This is a genomic window from Nonomuraea sp. NPDC003707 (genome assembly GCF_053587055.1).
Genome location: NZ_JBSFNK010000001.1, coordinates 812,434 through 830,798 on the forward strand (window position 1 = coordinate 812,434; position 18,365 = coordinate 830,798).

Below are 18,365 nucleotides of genomic sequence, written 5' to 3' on the forward strand. Positions count from 1 at the left end.
TTCTCGTCGAACTTGTTGCGATCGAACTTGTTCTCGTTGAACTTGTTCTCATTGAACTTGTTGCGGTCGAACTTGTTCTCGTCGAACTTGTTGCGGTCGAACTTGTTCTCGTTGAACTTGCTGTCGTCGAACTTGCTGTCGTTGAACTTGCTGTCGTTGAACTTGTTGTGGACGACCGTCCACGAGAAGGGACCGCACGTGCCCGAGACGAGGTGCGGGCACTCCACGGCAGGCTTCTCCGTTGAGACGTACCCGGCACCCGCCTGGCGGGCGGTGAAGTCGACGCTCGCGCTCGCCACTCCCTGGCCTAGCGGAACGGACACGAGACAGGTGGCCGCAGCGGCCAGAGCTAGCGTTGCGATACGCCCATGGCGCGGCGCCCGCGATTGGCGAATTTCAGTATTCACGCGCTTCTGTTCCATTCATGCGTAAGTCGACGCGAAATCCGGGACCCACACCCTGCAGGTATTCGGACAGAAGCAGACATACCCGCAAGGATTATCCCATTTACCTCAATAAAGGGAAACAATCAGTCAAGTCCGACTTCATCAAGGGAGATGGTCCCGGCAACAATCTTGGCTCTTTTTGCACGCTGCCAGACATATCATGACCGCTCGTTCCGACCAATTCGTATTCGGTCGACCATGACGACACAGAGCCGACCGGCAGCTCGGGAAGCAGCCGTCCGGCCTCGCCCGGCGTCCTTCGGTGAGGATCATCGTGGGGCCGTAGCAATGGTCAGCTTCCGCACCACCCCAACGGTCACTTGTCTTGGACTTGCACCTAGGCGTCGGTTCGAGAGGCGTGATTGGCCAAGCGTCCGAAGGTGAGCCGGGTCGGGAGCTACAGAGTTTGAAAGCTTGGGGGGCGATTCCCCGCGCCATCCCATCCCATCGGGGACGCAACGGATGCGGCCGGCATACTCATCGTGATCTGGTTGCCGCGATAGCCGCTGTGTGGATTTCTGGGGTTGCCCCCATGAGCACCGTCGTCGTCGTGTTGTCGATCCTGCTCGGCCTGCTGTTCGTCGGGACCGGCGGGATCAAGGTGCTGAGTCTGCCGCGATCGCCGGCGATCCGCGATCATCTCGGACTCCAGCCGAGGTTGTGGCAGTCGATCGGCGTGTGCGAGTCAGCCGGGGGCGTGGGGCTGCTCGCGGTGCCGTTGCTCGGCGTGGCCACGTCGAGCGGGCTGGTCATGTTGATGGCAGGTGCGATCATCAGCCGGATCCGGGTGTCCGACTCGGCGGCGACGATATCCATCGACGTCCTGGTGCCGGCGTTGGTGGCGGTTCTCGTGGTCGTACGCGCGTCGGCGTGACGTAGACGGGGTGGAACGCGTCTGAACTCGATTAATCGGCTAACGTCTCCTCTGAAGTCTCTGCGGACTGATCAAAACGGCAAGAGTCTGATTCGAGTCCTATCGCGGGAGCTTGGTAGAGCTGAGGGACACACAGCTCCAGGCTGGCGGCTGGGGCCGCCTTCGCTCCATCACGGTCCTGGCGCCGGAGGTCGGGGGCCCCGCTCCCCCCTTCCCATAGGACGGCGGCAGACGGGATCGAGAGATTGAGCGACATCTGCGACGCCCGCTACAGCGCGATCATGTACATGAGTGCACACCGAATGTAGGCCCGAGCGGCGAAAACGCTAGCCCCGGTAATCGAATGGCTACTCTTACGAGCGAGGGGTCACTGGTTCGAACCCAGTACCGCCCACCTGCATCAAGAGCCCCGTCTCCAATCATGGAAACGGGGCTTCGTCCCATTTCCCGGTGCGACAGGGCCCATTCGAAGATCCATTGGAGTGGTTCGCGATCTTCGCGTTCATCGCGTCGGCGATCCCCCGGTCAACCTCCCCCGTGCTGTGCTGGTAGATCAGCACTGCCCGGACCGCCCTGTGAGCCGGTGAAGATCAGCGCATCGGGCCTCTGGTCGAGATTGTCGGGGAGTGACGGGATGATCCTTTTCGGGCTTGCGACCGTACGGACTCCCGCGCGGGACGTGGGCGGACCGACGAGGAGTTCGCCCATGTCGAGCTCACCATACTGTTGCCGAACGCCGACGATCCGGGCCGCGAACTCAAGCGGCGCCGCGCCGCAGCCAGACGAACCCGCCGACCCAAGCTAGCGCCATGCCGCCGCCAGGTTGCTTCCCGAAAAGCCGCATACTGGCGCCATGTCGACCATGACAGCAAGACTCGACCGACTGCGAGCCATCGAAACCGGCCGACCCGTACACCTGCATAAGTTCTACCGACGCAACAAGCGGTTCCTCATCTTCGGCGCTGAACGACACCAGTACCGCAACACCCCGCTCGACCCGACCTCGGTCCTGGCCCTAGAAGACGATCTCGGTGTCCAATTACCACCCGCGTACCGGGAGTTCCTGCTCCAGGTCGGCCCCGGCGCGGGCCCCTACTACGGCATCTGGGAACCGCAGGAGATCGTAAAAGAGACCGAGGGCGATCCTGCCGAACCCTTCCCGCTCACCCGCCGCGACGCCGAGGAGATCTACAACGCCTGGTACGCATGGGTCCAGGAACCGGAGCCCGACTCCGGTGGCGGCCCCAGCATCGAAGCCCCCTACCCCACACCTGGCTGCATCTTCATCGGCACCCAGGGCTGCTCCAGTGTCACCGCGTTGGTGACCACAGGAGAGCTGACGGGCACGGTTTGGGATGTCTGGCTCGACGAAAGTGCCTGGCGACCGGCCACGGCCGCCCCCGCCAGCTTGGAGAGCGAGCTCTATGACCTGGCCGCACCGACGTATCTCGGTCCTACGCCCACCTTCGACTCTTGGTACGAGGCATGGCTCACACGCGCCGATGTCGAGCTGTCACCTCCAGGAGGAACCTCCTGAGCGGTGCCGCATCATCACGCAAGCCCCGTTACGCGCGAGCGCTCCCGTTGGTTGCTGATGCCGAGGCATGCCACCACACGTGATGCGTCGGGAGATAGGAAGAGCTGAAAGTTGTAGGCGGACTCGGTGCTCTTGACGATGCCGAGGAGGAGGTGCTGAAGTCCGCAGGTGCCAAGCCGCGCGATCGCCTCGTCAAAGCCAAGGGACGGGTTCCCCATCCGGCGGGTAAGACGAGCGCGACGCCGGTAGGTCCTGGTCAGGGATAGCGCCTCGACCGGGTCCTGCCACACCTCGAAGGACGCTCCAGCCGTGAGCTCCCGTCGGCAAGCACGGCCTGCTTCCCCTGCATTGTCGAGGAGTTGAACGAGCGTCTCTCTGTCCACGAAGGCAGCGTACGCACAGCGCGGTCTCCCGGTGCCATGCGATATACGTGCAACGATCATGAAGACATCGGCATGCAGGTACCGCTCCGTCCCAGGTAAATAGCCATGCGCCCGCGGTAATGGTCACAAGCTCCGTGCGGGTGGATCGCCCGTAGGGGCGCCGGGTTCGCTTCCGTGCCATCTGCATGCCGCAAGGCCGTGCCATACCGTGCCAAATCCCGCAAGCGGCTCCTTACGAGCGAGGGCTCACCGGTTCGAACCCAGTACCCGCCACCTGCATGAGCACCCTGTCATCGATCTTGAGAACGGCGTCTGGGTGACTAAGAGGTCGCGCCGCTAGGTGATGGCGTCGTTCGGGGCGCTTGGTCCAGCAGCGGGTGATCCAGGCCCCGACGGATCAGGCTACGGATCGCGATGACGGTGTCGGCGAAGTCGAAGAACGCATCGACGATGGCCGTTGGGAGTTCATGGCAGCGGGCGAGTCATTCGCCGACGCCGACCTGCCACGCGTAGTGGCCGTCACTTCCCCACGAGGCCAGTCGCAGCGGCGATCCGACCCAGGGTCCGGCGCAGGGCCGCCACCTCGGCAGGGTCGATGGCGCTCAGCAGTTCCTCGTCGTTCTGCCGCGCCAGCGAGAGCGTCTGGTGCCGCAGATCCTGGCCGGTCGGTGTCAGCTCGATGAGCTGACGCCGACGGTCTGCGGTGTCCCGTACTCGTCGTACGGCATCGAGCTTCTCAAGTTCGTCGAGCATGTCGACGACCACACTGGCGGTCACCCCGACCGCCTTGGCCAGCTCCAGCTGCGCCCGGGGCCCGTCGGCCAGGAGCTCAAGGACCGCACAATGCCGTGGCCGCAGGCCGAGCGGGGCCAAGCGATCCGCGAACTGCCCGTTCGCCTCCTGGCCCAGCTTGCCCAGCAGGAAACCCACCGTGTTGATCAACGGCTCTTCCACCATCACACCACCAATGCTAGCCTAACCATATGATTCGGCATCCGAAAGATATGGCTCCCTCATTAAATGTCCGTCGATTCGGCGCACTTGTCGTGCTCTTCACCGTGGTCACATCCGGCTACTTCGCAGTGTCCAGCCTGGCGGACCCGGGCGGGCTGGTGCCTGGAGGCGATCAGGCCGCCCCCAGGACCTATGCCGCCTACATGGCGGCCCGCAGCGTGGTGCTGCTCGGCGGAATGGTCTGGTTGCTGGCCCGACACGCGTGGCGTTCCCTCGGGTTGCTCCTCGCATTGAACGGCGCGGTCCAGATCGGCGATGCGGCGATCGGCGCTGCGCACCATCAGGTCCCTCAGACGATCGGCCCTCTGGTGTTCGCCGCCGCCCTGCTGACAGCCGCCCGGCTGCTCACCGGCCGCAATCCGACCCCGGGACGGATCCGACCGACCTCACGGTGAGACCGGCCACCGAAGCGATGGCCATCCGCTTGAAGGCCTTGGAAAACCACGGAAGGTCCGGGTCACCGGGGCCGGGAGCCCTTCCCTTTACGGCGGGCCGGCACGGCGCGGCGGCCGGAGCCGGTTTTCGCGGGTTTCTGGGCCTGCCGTTGTGCCGGTTTCTCCGCAGGGGCGGCAGGGGTACGGCCCCGCGAGCTGTTCGCTGTCCGGCCGCGGACGATACCGATGAAGTCTTCCACCAGGTCGGTGGTCGCGTCCGTGGGCCAGGCCAGCGCGACCTGGGACTGCGGCGCTTCCAGCACCGGCCGGTAAGTGAGATCCCTGCGGTGATAGAGGCGTGCCAGCGACTGCGGAACCAGGAGCAGCCCGGCGCCGGCCGCTACCAGCTCGATCGCTTCCGCGGTTGTGGCCGGGCGGGTGAACGCGGGCTGCCCGGGGCGGACCGTCCACTCGATGGTGTCGTCCAGAGGATGGAGCACCTCGTCGTCGGCCAGGTCGGCGATGGCGACCTCGTCGGCGGCGGCCACCGCGTGGTCCTTGGGCACCACGACCACCGTGGTCTCCACGTAGAGCGGAATCACGCTGAGCCCGTCCCGGTCGACCGGCAGCCTGACGAACCCGGCGTCGGCGCCACCGTCCCGAAGGAGACCCACCACCTCGGCCGCGGGAACAGTGGCCAGGGTGATCGGCACGTCGGGCAGCCTCTCGGACCAGATGTTGACCCATTTCGCGGGTGTCACCCCGGGCACGTACGCCAGCCGGAACGCCTTGGTCTCCCCATCAGTCACTTCCTCAGGGTATCGATGTCATGGAAACCCGTTCCGACTGACTACTCTTGACGTCATGACCTCGCCCAAATCGAAGAGCATCCAGACGATGAAGCCCGAGACCGCGGCCAAGAAGCTGGGTGTCCTCCTCTCGGCCACTCCCGCCGAGTTCCAGGCGGGCGTCGTCTCCAGGGACGAGCTGAACGAGTTGCAGGCGACGCCACCCGCCTGGCTCACTGACCTGCGCCGCAACGGCCCGCACCCCAGGCAGGTCGTCGCCGCGAAGCTCGGGATCTCCAATTCCGGCCTGATCAGGGCCGGGATCACCGAACCGCTCACCACCGCTGAGATCGATGCGCTGAAGGCGGAGAACCCGGCGTGGCTGGAACACGAGCGGTCCGTCCAGGCCGAGACCCGCAAGGAAGCACTCCGGCTCAAGCAACGGCAAGACGGCTGAGGTCCTGAGGCTGGGGTGATGCGGTTCGCGCCGGGCCAGGCGCGGCCCACTGGCGACGACCCCCACCACATGGGGTCAACAGCGACGCGGGGGTACGCAGCCGATCAAGGTTGAGCACCCGATAAGGACGCCGTGCCGATCCGTACCTTGGACTCGACGACGGACGTCTTCCGGTGGGATGCGGCAAGTGTCAGAGTATTGCTGTGGCTGAGCAACCCGATGACACGCGAAGGCTTCGCCCGACATGGCCGATCTGGGTCAACCTGCTCTTCATCGTCTTCGGCCTGTTCGTCCTCGTGACCCAGACCTTGGGGCTGCTCGCGGGCGGGCCCTGGGACCTGTTCGGCTGGAACCTGGGGTCATGGTCGTGGCTGGGGCGGCTCGTGGTGATCTTCGGCTGGGTCCTGCTCGTTCACCTGCATGTTCGAGATCTGCTGCGGAAGCGCAAGAAGAGCGGGGTGGACGTCACGGGCGGATCCTCACCTCGCCGGTGAAGGTACGGCCAACGGTCAGGTGACCGGCGACGGAACCGGTGCAGCCGGCCACCGCCTTCGCGATGGCGGCGCCGTCCACCTGGAGTTCGCCGTGCGGGAGTGCCGTCGCGGCGAGCCTTTGCGAAGGCCTCGATCGGCTGAGGAGTGTCATGCCGAGCGGCCGATCGTGTCGGCGCGGACGACATGCGCGAACGGCAGGCCCCGCGTGTACCGTTCCAGCTCGTCGAGTGCCGAGTGGGCCAGGCGGCGCAGCTCGCCGCCCACCGAGCCGGCGACGTGCGGGGTGAGCAGGACGTTCGGCAGGTCGTAGAGTGGCGAGTCCGCCGGGAGGATCTCGGGCTCGGTGACGTCGAGCACGGCGTCGATCCGGCCCGAGGCCAGTTCCTTGGTGAGCGCCTCCATGTCCACCAGCGAGCCGCGCGCGGTGTTGATGAGCGTGGCGCCGTCGGAGAGCAGTCCCAGGCGCCGCGCGTCCAGCAGGTGCCGGGTCTCCGGCAGCGCCGGGGCGTGCACGGAGACGACGTCGGAGGCGGCCAGCAGCTCGTCGAGGCCGACCGGCCGGGCGCCGAGCGCGGCCGCCCCGGTCCCGTCGAGGTACGGGTCGTTGATCAGGAGCTCGAGGTCGAACGGGCGGAGCAGGTCGAGCACCCGGCGGCCGATGTGAGAGGCCCCGATGATCCCGACGGTCCTGCGGTAGTTGCCCAGCGAGGGGAAGTGCGCCGCCCAGTCGAGGGCCCGGCGCTGCGTGCGGTAGAGGTCGCGGATGCCGAGGACGCGTTTGCCGGCGAACAGGATCGCGGCGACGGTGTACTCGGCCACGGGGAGCGCGTTGGTGGCGGCGCCCGACGAGACGGCTATGCCGCGTTCCCAGCAGGCGTCGGTGATCAGGCTCTTGACCGTGCCCGCCACGTGGACGACGGCCCGCAGCCCGGGTGCCCGCCGCAGTACGGAAGCGTCGACGGGCGGGCAGCCCCAGCAGGTGACGAGGACCTCGGCCGCGGCCAGCTCCGGCACGTCCGCGAAGTCGCCGACGACCAGGCCGGGGTCGACGTCCACCAGCCGGGTGAGCCGGTCGAGCTCGTCCGGCCCGAACAGGTCGTCCTTGAATCGCGGCTCCATGGCGAGCAGCGCGCGGGGAAGGGTCACTTGACGGCTCCAGCGGTCATGCCCGCTCTCCAGTACCGCTGCAGCACCACGAAGGCGATGACCAGCGGCACGACCGCCACCAGCGAACCGGTGATGGCGAGCAGGTAGTCCTCCGGATGGCCCTGGTTCAGCGACGTGGTCTGCCAGGTGTACAGACCCAGGTTGAGCGGGTAAAGGTGTTGGTCGGTCAGCATCACGAGCGGCAGGAAGAAGCTGTTCCAGATGCCGGTGAACTGGAAGAGGAAGATGGTGACGAAGGCCGTGCGGAGCATCGGGAAGCCGATGCTGAGGAAGGTCCGCAGGTCACCGGCGCCGTCGACGCGGGTCGCCTCGATCACCTCGTCGGGCACGTACGCGGCGCTGAACACCCGGGCGAGGTAGACCCCGAAGGGGAAGACCAGGCTCGGGAGGAAGACGCCCCAGAAGGTGTTCACGATGCCGGTCTTGGACGCCAGCAGGTAGATCGGCAGGGCCATCGCGCTGGCCGGTACGAGCACGCCGAGGAGGATCAGCCCGAAGATCTTCTCCTTGAACGGGAACGAGAGCTTGTCGAAGGCGTACCCCGCCGCCACGCACAGGGTCGTGGCGATGAGGGCGCCGCCCACGGCGTAGAGGGCGGTGTTGCCGAGCCACCGCAGGTAGATGCCGTCACCCGCGCTGAACAGGTGCGCCAGGTTGGCACCGAGGTCGAAGGTCCGCCCGAAGGCGAAGCCGCTGGTGCCGAACAGGTCACGCATGTTCTTCGTGGCCGCCATGAGCAGCCACAGCAGCGGCATCACCGTGTAGAGCACGGCGATGACGAGGACGCCGTTGACGGCGGCACGCGAGAGCAGGCGCGGCATCGGGCGGGAGCCGGGCTTCCTGCGCCTCCTTGAGGCGGGAACCGGCGGTGCGGGCGTCGCGGTCAACGTCATGGCTGCACCCTCCGCGCCGAGAACCGGGTCACGATGAAGGACAGGACCCCGCCGAGCAGGGCGATCAGGATCGAGGCGGAGGCGGCCAGGCCGTAGTCGTGGTTGTCGAAGGCCGCGCGCATCGCGTACATGTTCGGACTCCAGGCGCTGCCGATCTCGGTCGACGCCCGGTAGATCACCTTCGGCTCGGTGAAGAGCTGCAGGGCGCCGATGACGGTGAAGAGCACGTTGAGCGCGATCGCCGGGCGGATGAGCGGGACCTTGATCCGCAGCGCGATCCGCAGCCCGCTCGCCCCGTCGACCGTCCCCGCCTCCAGGACGTCCCTCGGGACGGCCTGCAGGGCGGCGTAGAGGATGACCATGTTGTACCCGACCCACTCCCAGGTGGAGATGTTGACCACCGAGAGCAGGGCGTGGTCGGCCGACAGGAAGCTCCACTTCACGCCGGCCGACTCGAGCACGTCGATCACCGGGCTGAGCCCGGGCGTGTACAGGTACACCCAGATGATCGCGGCGATGAGCCCCGGTACGGCGTGCGGCAGGAAGAGACCGAGCTGGAAGAAGCGTTTCGCCCGGACCATGGCCGAGTCGAGGAGCAGGGCGAGCAGGAGCGCGCCCCCGATCATCACCGGGATGTAGAGCAGGACGTAGGTCGCGATGACCAGGAAACTGTCCCGGAACGCCGCGTCGCCGAGCGCCCGGGCGTAGTTGCCGAGGCCGACGAAGAACGTCTCGACGCCGCCGAAGCCGAGGCCGGAGCTGCGCTCGGTGAACAGGCTGAGCCACCCCGCGTACACCAGCGGCGCGACGGAGAAGGCGAGGAACAGCAGGAGGAACGGGCCGACGAGCAGGGCGGCGGTGCGCCCCTGCCCGCGGGCCGGACGGGTCGCCACGGCATCTCCTTGAAGGGGGGAAGTGGGCACTACTGGGCGACGCTCAGGCCGCGGTTCTTGAAGTCCGCCACGGTGGCCTGCTGGGCGCTCGTGAGCACGTCGGCCAGCTTCACCTCGCCGCCGGCGACCTTGCCGAGCGAGTCGGAGATCGCCGTCCCGGTCACGCCGGCGCTCGGCCCCCACGTCCAGCCGGCCGGGATCGACTCGTACGCCTTGGAGACGACGGAGAAGATGTCCTGGCCACCGTAGAAGTCGGTCTTGAAGGCACTGGTGGCCGGCAGCAGGGCCGGCGCGGCCGGGAGCATGCTGCTGGTGCCGCTGGACAGCCAGGCCTTCATGCCCTCGGGATCCGTGGTGATCCACTTGATGAACTCGAGAGCCTGCTCAGGGTGCTTGGCGCCCTTGGGGACGGTGAAGGCCGAGCCGCCCAGCATCGCGGAGGCCGGCCGGCCGTCCCAGCTCGGCACCGCCGCGATGGCCCACTTGCCCTTCTGGTCGGGAACGGTGGACTGGAGGGCCCCCGCGCACCAGTTCGCGCAGATGTAGGAGACGACCTGGCCCTTCTGCACCGCCTGGAAGAAGGCGTCGTCGCTCGTCGAGTTGTACGTGCCGACCAGCCCCTTCAGGACCAGGTCGTTCCAGTACGCGGCCATCTTCTTGGACGGCTCGTCGTCGATGGAGACCTTCCACGACTGGCCCTCGGTGCCGTACCACCGGCCACCGGCCTGCCAGGAGAGCGCGGCCAGCACGCCGGCGTCGGCGGTCGCGAAGATCCCGCCGCGCGCCTTCGCGTCGGCCTTCTTCACGTCCGCGAGCAGCTTCGCGTAGTCGTCCCAGCTCTTCGGCAGCTCCAGCTTGTGCTTGTCGTAGAAGTCCTTGCGGTAGAAGAACATCAGCGGGGCGACGTCGCGAGGGATGCCCCAGGTCTTGCCTCCGAGGTTCACCAGTTGCTGGACCTGGGCGGGGAAGGTCTTGGCGACCACCGGGCCCGCAGTCTCGGTGAGGTCCTCCAGCTCGCCCTGGCTGACCACGTCGGGCAGCTGGTTGTACTCGACGATGGCCACGTCGGGGACGTTGCCGGCCTTCACCGAGCTGGCGAGCTTGGTGTAGTAGTCGCCGCCGCTCGGCACGTTCTCCCACTTGACCTGGAAGTCCTTGTGGGTCTTGTTGAAGGCGGCGGTGACGACGTCGGATGCCTTCACGAAGGAGCGGAAGGTGATGACGTCCGCCCCCGGCTTCGCGTCGGAGGCACCCGGATCCGTGCCCCCGCAGGCGGCCAGTGCCGACAGCGAGACGGCAGCGCCCGCGAGCAGGGCCGTGATCCGCAGGCATCGAGGCTTCATGTGCACCGTCCAGGGAGGGAAGTGAAGATTGGTGCAATCATTTTGTTTCGAATGAAGCCTGTCAATGCATGTCGAAGGAGCGATCAATTACGATCGCGTCACAAGCATGAAAACCGAAAGAAAACGAAAGCTCTAAGAGCGTGTCGCGCCGCACGACGCCCGGATCCGCAGGCTCGGCCGCAGCAGCAGGCCGCACAGTGGCCTGCCCGGATCGTCCAGCCGATCGACGAGCATCCGCACGGCCGCGGCCCCCACCTCCTCCTTGGGCGGCGACACGGCGGTCAGGGGGATGTCGGCGAGGGAGGCGACCTCGTCGTCGTAGGTCACGATCGCCAGATCCGCAGGTATCGAGACGCCGCGGCCGCGAAGCTGCCTGACCAGGGAGAGGGCGTCCATGTCGTTGTGCACGAGCGCGGCGCGCACGCCCTCCTCCCTGAAGGCGTCCAGGAAGTCGTCGACGTGCTCGTCCATCCCCGCCGGAGCGCCCACGGCGGCCCGCGGGAACATGCGCACGGGCCCCTCCCGCAGGCCGAGAGAGCGCTGGGCGAGCTCGTGTCCCTCGCGGATCCACGGGGTGGTCCTGCTCTCGCAGGCGAGCAGCGCCACCCGCTCGTGTCCCAGCCGGGCGAGATGACACGTGGCCAGATAGGCGCCGTACGCGTGATCGGTCGCCACCTGCTCCACCGCCGGCATCGACCAGCTCGCCTTCCGCTCGACCAGCACCGCGGGCAGGTCGAGCTCGTTCACCCACTGCTCCGTGGCGAGCGAGAGCGTGGGGTTCTCGCTCGGCGTCAGCAGCAGGCCGTCCACGCCGGACGACAGCAGCTGCGCCACCTGGCGACGGTCCTCCTTCAGGTCGTAGCGGGAGACCGCGAGGCTGATCCGCACGCCGAGCTCACGCGCGGCCGCCTGCGCGCCCCTGATCACCGCCGGGAAGTAGTACGCGGTCTGCGGCACGAGCATGCCGAGCACGTACGGCTCGCGCTCCCTTTTCCGCTCGCCCGCGGCCGGCTCCTCGCCCTCCCGCGCCGGCGCCTCCGGAACCGACACGGCCCCGCCGTGCACCCGGACGAGCAGCCCGCGCCCGGCCAGCTCCCGCACGTCGTGCCGGATGGTCACGGCCGAGACGCCGAGCCTGGCGGCCAGATCGGCGACCTTGACCGAGCCCTTGCGGCCCAGCTCCTGCAAGATCGCCCCGTGTCGCTCCTCGGCCAGCACGTGGGGGCTCCTTCCGGCTCCGCGCGATTTCCTGCGTCATCGTACCGCTGACATTTGCTTTCGAAACCAAACGATTCCGTTTCCACGGTGTATCGCGCCAGGACAGCACGCCGTCACCTGTCCCGAGGTGGGGCACGTGACGGTGACGCTCAGGCGGCCGTCCAGCCGAGCAGCCGCTCCAGCGGCCAGGTGTTGACGACGCGGTCGGCCTCGATGCCGCACCGCGCGGCCCGTTCGCAGCCGTGGTGCTGCCAGTCGAGCTGCCCGGGCGCGTGGGCGTCGGAGTCGATCGCGAACACGCACCCCATCTCGTACGCCAGCCGCATCAACCTCTTGGGCGGGTCCAGCCGGTCCGGCCGGGAGTTGACCTCCACCGCGACCCCGAACTGCCGGCAGGCCTCGAAGACCAGCTCGGCGTCGAACGACGACTCCGGGCGGCGCTCGCCGCGCCTGCCGCCAGCCTTCACCACCCGCCCCGTGCAGTGGCCGAGCACGTCCACCAGGGGGTTGGCGATGGCGGTGACCATGCGGCGGGTCATCTCGTCGCCGTCCATGCGCAGCTTGGAGTGCACGCTGGCCACCACCACGTCCAGCCGCTCCAGCAGGTCGGGGGACTGGTCGAGGGAGCCGTCCGTGTTGATGTCCACCTCGATGCCGGTCAGGATCCGGAACGGGGCCAGCCGCTCGTTCAGCTCGGCCACCACGTCGAGCTGGCGTTCCAGGCGCTCGGCCGAGAGGCCCTTGGCCACGGTCAGGCGGGGCGAGTGGTCGGTCAGCGCCAGGTAGTCGTGGCCGAGCCCGCGGGCCGCCTCGGCCATCTCCTCGATCGGCGAGCCGCCGTCCGACCAGTCGGAGTGGCTGTGCAGGTCGCCTTTCAAGGCGCTGCGCAGCGCCTGCGTCTCCTCGTCGAGCTGCACGCCGTCGGTCGCCCGCAACCGCCGCAAATATGTAGGAACCTGCCCATCGAGGCTTTCGTTAACCACAAGGGCGGTGACCTTCCCGATGCCGGGCAGGTCGCCGAGACCGCCGGTGCGGGCCAGCCGCACGAGCTCGTCCCTGGGCAGGTCGGTGACGACCTGGGCGGCGCGACGGAAGGCACGTACGCGGTACGTGGGCTCTCCGGCGCGCTCCAGCAGGAAGGCGATCTCGCGCAGGGCCTCAACCGGTTCCATGTGAGCGAACATACCTCGGGGCCACGACGACAGGATTGAACGGGGACGAGGGCCGCCGATAGGCTGAGCGGCCCATGAAAGCAGGATCTTGATGGCACAACCTCCGCAAACCCATCCCACGCCGCCACCGCCCGCGCGCAAGGCGTCCAAGGCCATCCCGCTGACCATTCTCGGTGTTCTGTCCATCATGCTGGTCGGGTACTGCGCGGCCACCCAGGATGACGACGACGTCACCGCGGACTGCGTCATCCAGCTGGACGACGGCACGTACGAGGTCGTCGACGACGACTACTGCGACGATGACGACAACGGCTCGTACCACTACTACGGCGGTTCGCGCGGGGCGTACATGTGGTACTACGGGGGCACCAGGTCGGGCAACAAGGTGCGCGGCGGCACCACGTACCGGCCCTCTGACGTGAACATCTCCACCCGCAACGGGAAAGAGATCCAACGGGGCGGCTTCGGCAACCACTGGGGCGGCGGGAGCTGACCGGTGCGTCGTGAGCATGGCACTCCCAGGGACGGCTGGGAGAAGACGATCGAGGGCCAGGGCCTGGCCTACCACCGGGCGGCGCACCCGTCGGGGCTGAGCAGACCGTACTGGGACGAGTCCATCCATTACGTGTTCTCCATGGACGAGGTCGAGGCGCTGGAGGAGCAGGTCGAGGAGCTCCACGAGATGTGCCTGCGCGCCGTCGAGCACGTGGTCTCGGCCCGGCGCTTCGCCGACTTCGCGATCCCCGAGTGGGCGTGGGACGAGGTGGCGCGCTCATGGGAGCGCCGCGACGCCCACCTGTACGCCCGCTTCGACCTGCGCTACGACGGCACCGGCCCGGCGAGGCTGCTGGAGTACAACGCGGACACGCCGACCTCGCTCGTGGAGTCGTCGGTCGTGCAGTGGTTCTGGCTGCAGGACGTCCACCCGGGCGCCGACCAGTGGAACTCCGTGCACGAACGGCTCATCGAGCGCTGGCGCGAGATGCGGCTGCCGCCCGGGCCCACCCACTTCGCGTTCACGAACATGGACGAGACGGGCGAGGAGGCCATGACCGTGGCCTACCTGCAGGAGACCGCCGAGCAGGCGGGCCTGCAGACCGTCGCCGTCGCCATGGAGGACATCGGCTGGGACTCCCTCAACCGCCGCTTCGTGGACGTCGAGAACCGCGTGATCCGCTCGGCGTTCAAGCTCTACCCGTGGGAGTGGATGCTGGCCGACGACTTCGGGCGGCACGCCGTACGGCACTCCACCTGGATCGAGCCGCTGTGGAAGACGCTGCTGTCCAACAAGGCGCTGCTGGCGATCCTGTGGGAGCTCAACCCCGGCCACCCCAACCTGCTGCCCGCCTACCTCGACGGCCCGCGCGACCTGACCTCCTACATCGCCAAGCCGCTGCTGGGCAGGGAGGGCGCCTCCATGCGCATCGTCACCCCCGAGGGCACCCAGGAGACACCGGGCGTCTACGGCCAGGAGGGGTACGTCTTCCAGGGCTTCGAGGCGCTGCCCCAGTTCGAGGGGCAGCGGCCGGTGCTCGGCGCCTGGGTGGTCGCCGACGAGGCCGCCGGGCTGGGTATCAGGGAGACGACCGGCCTGATCACCGATGACACCTCCTCGTTCGTCCCCCACCGCATCGCCTGACTCCCCACTGCATCCCCCGATAGGAATCAACGTGACTCTTCTCGAGACCCTCGCCCGCGGCTCGGGCGCCATCGCCGCGTACGCCGCCGTCGGCGTAATCCTGATGATCATCGGCTTCTACGTGATCGACTGGGCCACCCCCGGCAAGCTGAGCGAGATCATCCGTACCCAGCGCAACCCGAACGCCACGCTGCTCGCCACCTCCGCCCTGGCCGCCGTCGGCCTGATCGTGGCCGCCTCCATCTGGTCCTCCGGCGGCCGGCTGGCCGAGGGGCTGGCGGGCACGGCGGTGTTCGGCCTGGTCGGCATCGTGGTGCAGACCGTGGCGATGCTGCTGTTCGACCGGATCGTCGGCATCTCCGTACGCGACCTCGTGAAGGAGCCCGAGCTGCAGCCGGGCGCGCGGCTGCTCGCGGTCACGCACGTCGCGATCGGCCTCATCACGGCCGTCGCGGTCATCTGACGCCCGGCGCCCGGTCCCAGGAGGACGACCGTCGCGGTCATCCGAACGGAGCTGGCACTCTAGGAGACGTGACAGACCGGACCCGCGAGGACACCACGCGCAGGCTCGAGCGGGCCATGGGCTCGCTCGGCACGGCGGCGATGGCGCGCATGGAGGACCAGCTGTTGTGGTTCCGCGCGCTCAGCGCCGAAGACCGGTCGTGGGTGGGGCTCGTGGCCCAGGCCGGCATCGCGGCGTTCGTCGAGTGGTTCTCGATCGCCGGCGAGGATCCCCCCACTCCCAGCATCGAGTTCTTCGGCACGGCTCCGCGCGAGCTCAAGCGGTCCATCTCGCTGCAGCAGACCGTCGACATCGTCAGGGTCGTGGTCGAGGTGGTCGAGGCGCAGGCCCACGAGCTGGCCGCGCCCGGCGGCGAGGACCAGCTCCAGCAGGCCATGCTCCGCTACACCCGCGACGTCGCCTTCGCCGCCGCCCACGTCTACGCCCGCGAGGCCGAGGCCCGGGGCTCGTGGGACGCCCGGCTCGAGGCCCTCATCGTGGACGCCCTCGTCCGCGGCGAGGTCGACGACGGCCTGCACTCCTGGGCGGCCGCGCTCGGCTGGACCTCCTCCCCCGTGGTCGTCATCGCCGGCCACGCCCCCGTCGACGACCCCCGCGCGGTCATCGACGGGCTGCGGGAGAAGGGCCGCCGCATCGGCATGGACCTGCTGGCCGGCGTGCAGGCCGACCGGCTGATCGTCATCGTGGGCGGCGCCGAGAGCGTCAACGACGCGGCCAAGCAGGTCGTGCACCGCTTCGGGATGGGCCCCATCGTCATCGGCCCCGAGGTCCCCGACCTGCACGCCGCGGCCAGGTCCGCCAGAGCGGCGCTGGCCGGGCTGAAGGCGTCCTCCGGCTGGCCCGACGCGCCCCGGCCGGTGCACGCCGAGGACCTGCTGGCCGAGCGGGCGCTCGACGGCGACGACGACGCCAGGCAGCAGCTCATCGAGAACGTCTACCTGCCGCTCGCCGGCACGCCCCTGCTCGACACCCTCGCCACGTACCTGGAGCAGGGCACCTCGCTGGAGGCGACGGCGCGGCTGCTGTTCGTCCACCCCAACACCGTCCGCTACCGCCTGAAGAAGATCACGGAGCTGACCGGCTACCAGCCCACGGAGGGCAGGTCCGCCTTCACGCTCCAGGTCGGCCTGATCCTCGGCCGGTTGGCGGAGAGCGCCGAAATGTGGCGCGCCCTAACGTAATGTCGCCGAAATCCCCACTGTAGGCTTCCTACAAAACCCCCCGGACGAAGTTCGTGCGGATCATTATCCGCGTGTCGGAGTTCTACAGGGCAAGGTGGGTTTTGTGCTTGTACTCGTCGCTCCGGGCCAAGGTGCCCAAACGCCAGGCTTCCTTTCTCCCTGGCTCGAGCTCCCCGGTGTGGCCGACAGACTCGGCGCCTGGTCGGAGGTCGTCGGGCTCGATCTGATCGCCTACGGGACCACCGCCGACGCCGACGAGATCCGTGACACCGCCGTCGCCCAGCCGCTCCTCGTGGCCGCCGCGCTGGCCTCCGCCGAGGTGCTCGGCGCGACGCCGGACGTGCTCGCGGGCCACAGCGTGGGCGAGTTCGCCGCCGCCGCGCTGGCCGGGGTGCTCACCCCCGAGCAGGCGCTCACCCTGATCCGCGAGCGCGCCCAGGCCATGGCCAAGGCCGCCGCGGTCACCGAGACCGGCATGACCGCCGTGCTCGGCGGCGTCGAGGACGACGTGCTGGCCGCCCTCGAGAAGCACGGCCTGACCCCCGCCAACATCAACGGCGCCGGCCAGATCGTCGCGGGCGGCACGCTGGAGCAGCTGGCCGCGCTCAAGGACGACCCGCCGACCCGTGCCCGCCTCATCGCGCTGAAGGTCGCGGGCGCCTTCCACACCCGCCACATGGCCCCCGCCGTGGAGAGCCTGCGCGAGGCCGCCGCCAACGTGGCCCCCGCCGACCCCACCGTCACGCTCCTGTCCAACTCCGACGGCCAGGCGGTCGCCTCCGGCGCCGAGTTCGTGGAGCGGCTGGTCAGGCAGATCAGCAGCCCCGTCAGGTGGGGCGCCTGCATGGAGACCATGGCCGGGCTCGGCGTCACGAAGATGATCGAGCTGCTGCCCGGCGGCACGCTCACCGGCCTGGCCAAGCGCGGCCTGTCCGGCGTGCAGACGGTGGCGCTGAAGACCCCCGACGACCTCGACGCGGCCAGGGAGCTGACCAAGTGAAGATTCCCGACGTCGCCCCTGGCGGCAGGATCCTGGCCCTCGGCCACTACCAGCCGGCCAACGTCGTCACCAACGACGACCTGGCCAAGAACATCGACACCAACGACGAGTGGATCCAGTCCAGGGTCGGCATCAAGGAGCGCCGCGTCGCTCCCGACAGCGAGTCCCTCGAGGACATGGCCACCATCGCCGGCGGCAAGGCGCTGGCCGCGAGCGGCCTGTCGCCCGAAGAGGTCGACCTGGTCATCGTGGCCACCTGCACGCTCGAGACCCAGATCCCCAACGCCTCCGCCGTCGTGGCCCACCGGCTCGGCATCAAGGCGCCCGGCGCGTTCGACGTCAACGCCGCCTGCGCCGGGTTCTGCTACGCCCTCGGCACCGCGAGCGCCGCCGTACGCGCGGGCTCGGCCCGCCACGTGCTGGTCATCGGCGCGGAGAAGCTGTCGCAGTGGATCGACTGGACCGACAGGTCCACCGCCGTGATCTTCGCCGACGGCGCGGGCGCCGCTGTGGTGGGTCCCTCCGAGACCCCCGGCATCGGCCCCGTGGTGTGGGGCAGCTCCGGCGACAAGTCCGAGGCGATCGCCATCCAGGACCGCCAGAACTTCCTCCGTCAGGAGGGCCAGACGGTGTTCCGCTGGGCGACCACCGCGCTCCACCCGGTGGCGCTCGAGGCCTGCGAGCGCGCGGGCGTGGACCCGTCGGAGCTGACGGCGTTCGTGCCCCACCAGGCCAACCTGCGCATCATCGAGGCCATCGCCCGTAAGCTGGGCGCCGACAACGCCGTGATCGCCCGCGACATCGTCAACGCCGGCAACACCTCGGCCGCCTCGATCCCGCTGGCGCTCTCGCGCATGCTGGAGCGCGGCGAGGTCCGCTCCGGCGGTCTCGCGCTGCTGCTCGGCTTCGGCGCGGGGCTGACCTACGCCGGGCAAGTCATCGAGATCCCTTAGCCTCTCCCCGCACTAC

Annotated in this window: 21 protein-coding genes; 11 read left to right on the forward strand and 10 right to left on the reverse strand. The window is 68.5% G+C overall.

The window, feature by feature from the left end; genetic code table 11:
• Positions 1-323: hypothetical protein (locus ACWDRB_RS03785; protein WP_449891741.1), on the reverse strand; the 323-nt coding region annotated here is incomplete at its 3' end.
• Between the two features lie 655 nt (positions 324-978).
• Between ACWDRB_RS03785 and ACWDRB_RS03790 the strand changes: the two genes are divergently transcribed.
• Together ACWDRB_RS03790 and ACWDRB_RS03795 are read left to right on the forward strand one after the other, a co-directional pair.
• Positions 979-1,320, forward strand: a complete 342-nt coding sequence (locus tag ACWDRB_RS03790) for a DoxX family protein (RefSeq protein ID WP_449891742.1) — start codon at positions 979-981, stop codon at positions 1,318-1,320.
• Between the two features lie 853 nt (positions 1,321-2,173).
• Positions 2,174-2,857: an SMI1/KNR4 family protein gene (locus ACWDRB_RS03795; protein WP_449891743.1), complete on the forward strand. Its 684-nt coding sequence runs from the start codon at positions 2,174-2,176 to the stop codon at positions 2,855-2,857.
• 14 nt (positions 2,858-2,871) lie between these two features.
• On the opposite strand, the gene ACWDRB_RS03800 is transcribed toward ACWDRB_RS03795, so the two are convergent.
• Both ACWDRB_RS03800 and ACWDRB_RS03805 read right to left on the reverse strand, forming a co-directional pair.
• On the reverse strand, positions 2,872-3,240 hold the full coding sequence (locus ACWDRB_RS03800) for a hypothetical protein (protein ID WP_449891744.1): 369 nt from the start codon (positions 3,238-3,240) through the stop codon (positions 2,872-2,874).
• Between the two features lie 519 nt (positions 3,241-3,759).
• Positions 3,760-4,197 (reverse strand): MarR family winged helix-turn-helix transcriptional regulator, encoded by a 438-nt coding sequence (locus ACWDRB_RS03805; RefSeq protein ID WP_449891745.1) that lies wholly within the window; start codon positions 4,195-4,197, stop codon positions 3,760-3,762.
• A 26-nt stretch (positions 4,198-4,223) separates the two neighbouring features.
• Between ACWDRB_RS03805 and ACWDRB_RS03810 the strand changes: the two genes are divergently transcribed.
• Positions 4,224-4,649 (forward strand): hypothetical protein, encoded by a 426-nt coding sequence (locus ACWDRB_RS03810; protein ID WP_449891746.1) that lies wholly within the window; start codon positions 4,224-4,226, stop codon positions 4,647-4,649.
• 62 nt (positions 4,650-4,711) lie between these two features.
• Here ACWDRB_RS03810 and ACWDRB_RS03815 read toward each other — a convergent pair whose 3' ends face one another.
• Positions 4,712-5,437 carry a LysR family substrate-binding domain-containing protein gene (locus ACWDRB_RS03815; RefSeq protein WP_449891747.1) on the reverse strand — a complete coding sequence of 242 codons (726 nt, stop codon included), beginning with the start codon at positions 5,435-5,437 and terminating at the stop codon, positions 4,712-4,714.
• Between the two features lie 55 nt (positions 5,438-5,492).
• On the opposite strand from ACWDRB_RS03815, the gene ACWDRB_RS03820 reads away from it, so the two are divergent.
• Together ACWDRB_RS03820 and ACWDRB_RS03825 are read left to right on the forward strand one after the other, a co-directional pair.
• Positions 5,493-5,873 (forward strand): DUF5997 family protein, encoded by a 381-nt coding sequence (locus ACWDRB_RS03820; RefSeq protein ID WP_363966178.1) that lies wholly within the window; start codon positions 5,493-5,495, stop codon positions 5,871-5,873.
• Positions 5,874-6,076: 203 nt separating this feature from the next.
• Positions 6,077-6,367 carry a hypothetical protein gene (locus tag ACWDRB_RS03825; RefSeq protein ID WP_449891748.1) on the forward strand — a complete coding sequence of 97 codons (291 nt, stop codon included), beginning with the start codon at positions 6,077-6,079 and terminating at the stop codon, positions 6,365-6,367.
• A 147-nt stretch (positions 6,368-6,514) separates the two neighbouring features.
• Here ACWDRB_RS03825 and ACWDRB_RS03830 read toward each other — a convergent pair whose 3' ends face one another.
• The 6 genes from ACWDRB_RS03830 to ACWDRB_RS03855 form a co-directional block, all read right to left on the reverse strand.
• Positions 6,515-7,513 (reverse strand): hydroxyacid dehydrogenase, encoded by a 999-nt coding sequence (locus ACWDRB_RS03830; protein WP_449891749.1) that lies wholly within the window; start codon positions 7,511-7,513, stop codon positions 6,515-6,517.
• Positions 7,510-8,427, reverse strand: coding sequence for a carbohydrate ABC transporter permease (locus tag ACWDRB_RS03835; RefSeq protein ID WP_364253494.1), 918 nt, complete (start codon positions 8,425-8,427; stop codon positions 7,510-7,512). The genes ACWDRB_RS03830 and ACWDRB_RS03835 overlap by 4 nt, the downstream gene beginning before the upstream one ends.
• Positions 8,424-9,320 carry a carbohydrate ABC transporter permease gene (locus ACWDRB_RS03840; RefSeq protein WP_350723161.1) on the reverse strand — a complete coding sequence of 299 codons (897 nt, stop codon included), beginning with the start codon at positions 9,318-9,320 and terminating at the stop codon, positions 8,424-8,426. Before ACWDRB_RS03840 ends, ACWDRB_RS03835 begins: the two co-directional genes overlap by 4 nt.
• 29 nt (positions 9,321-9,349) lie before the next feature.
• Positions 9,350-10,663, reverse strand: a complete 1,314-nt coding sequence (locus tag ACWDRB_RS03845; RefSeq protein WP_449891750.1) for an ABC transporter substrate-binding protein — start codon at positions 10,661-10,663, stop codon at positions 9,350-9,352.
• Between the two features lie 132 nt (positions 10,664-10,795).
• Positions 10,796-11,881 carry a LacI family DNA-binding transcriptional regulator gene (locus tag ACWDRB_RS03850; RefSeq protein WP_449891751.1) on the reverse strand — a complete coding sequence of 362 codons (1,086 nt, stop codon included), beginning with the start codon at positions 11,879-11,881 and terminating at the stop codon, positions 10,796-10,798.
• Between the two features lie 149 nt (positions 11,882-12,030).
• Entirely contained in the window at positions 12,031-13,053 is a 1,023-nt protein-coding gene (locus ACWDRB_RS03855; RefSeq protein WP_449891752.1) for a PHP domain-containing protein, read from the reverse strand.
• Positions 13,054-13,144: 91 nt separating this feature from the next.
• Here ACWDRB_RS03855 and ACWDRB_RS03860 point away from each other — a divergent pair, with 91 nt between their 5' ends.
• The 6 genes from ACWDRB_RS03860 (at position 13,145) to ACWDRB_RS03885 (ending at position 18,349) form a co-directional block, all read left to right on the forward strand.
• On the forward strand, positions 13,145-13,546 hold the full coding sequence (locus tag ACWDRB_RS03860) for a hypothetical protein (RefSeq protein WP_350723174.1): 402 nt from the start codon (positions 13,145-13,147) through the stop codon (positions 13,544-13,546).
• Between the two features lie 3 nt (positions 13,547-13,549).
• Positions 13,550-14,692: a glutathionylspermidine synthase family protein gene (locus tag ACWDRB_RS03865; protein WP_363966204.1), complete on the forward strand. Its 1,143-nt coding sequence runs from the start codon at positions 13,550-13,552 to the stop codon at positions 14,690-14,692.
• Between the two features lie 31 nt (positions 14,693-14,723).
• Positions 14,724-15,155: a DUF350 domain-containing protein gene (locus ACWDRB_RS03870; protein ID WP_449891753.1), complete on the forward strand. Its 432-nt coding sequence runs from the start codon at positions 14,724-14,726 to the stop codon at positions 15,153-15,155.
• Positions 15,156-15,271: 116 nt separating this feature from the next.
• A complete protein-coding gene (locus tag ACWDRB_RS03875) occupies positions 15,272-16,396 on the forward strand; it encodes a PucR family transcriptional regulator (RefSeq protein ID WP_355195164.1) in 1,125 nt (374 codons plus the stop codon).
• Between the two features lie 103 nt (positions 16,397-16,499).
• Positions 16,500-17,396, forward strand: coding sequence for an ACP S-malonyltransferase (locus tag ACWDRB_RS03880; RefSeq protein WP_363966206.1), 897 nt, complete (start codon positions 16,500-16,502; stop codon positions 17,394-17,396).
• Positions 17,393-18,349 (forward strand): beta-ketoacyl-ACP synthase III, encoded by a 957-nt coding sequence (locus ACWDRB_RS03885; RefSeq protein ID WP_350723182.1) that lies wholly within the window; start codon positions 17,393-17,395, stop codon positions 18,347-18,349. Before ACWDRB_RS03880 ends, ACWDRB_RS03885 begins: the two co-directional genes overlap by 4 nt.
• Positions 18,350-18,365: the final 16 nt, after the last annotated feature.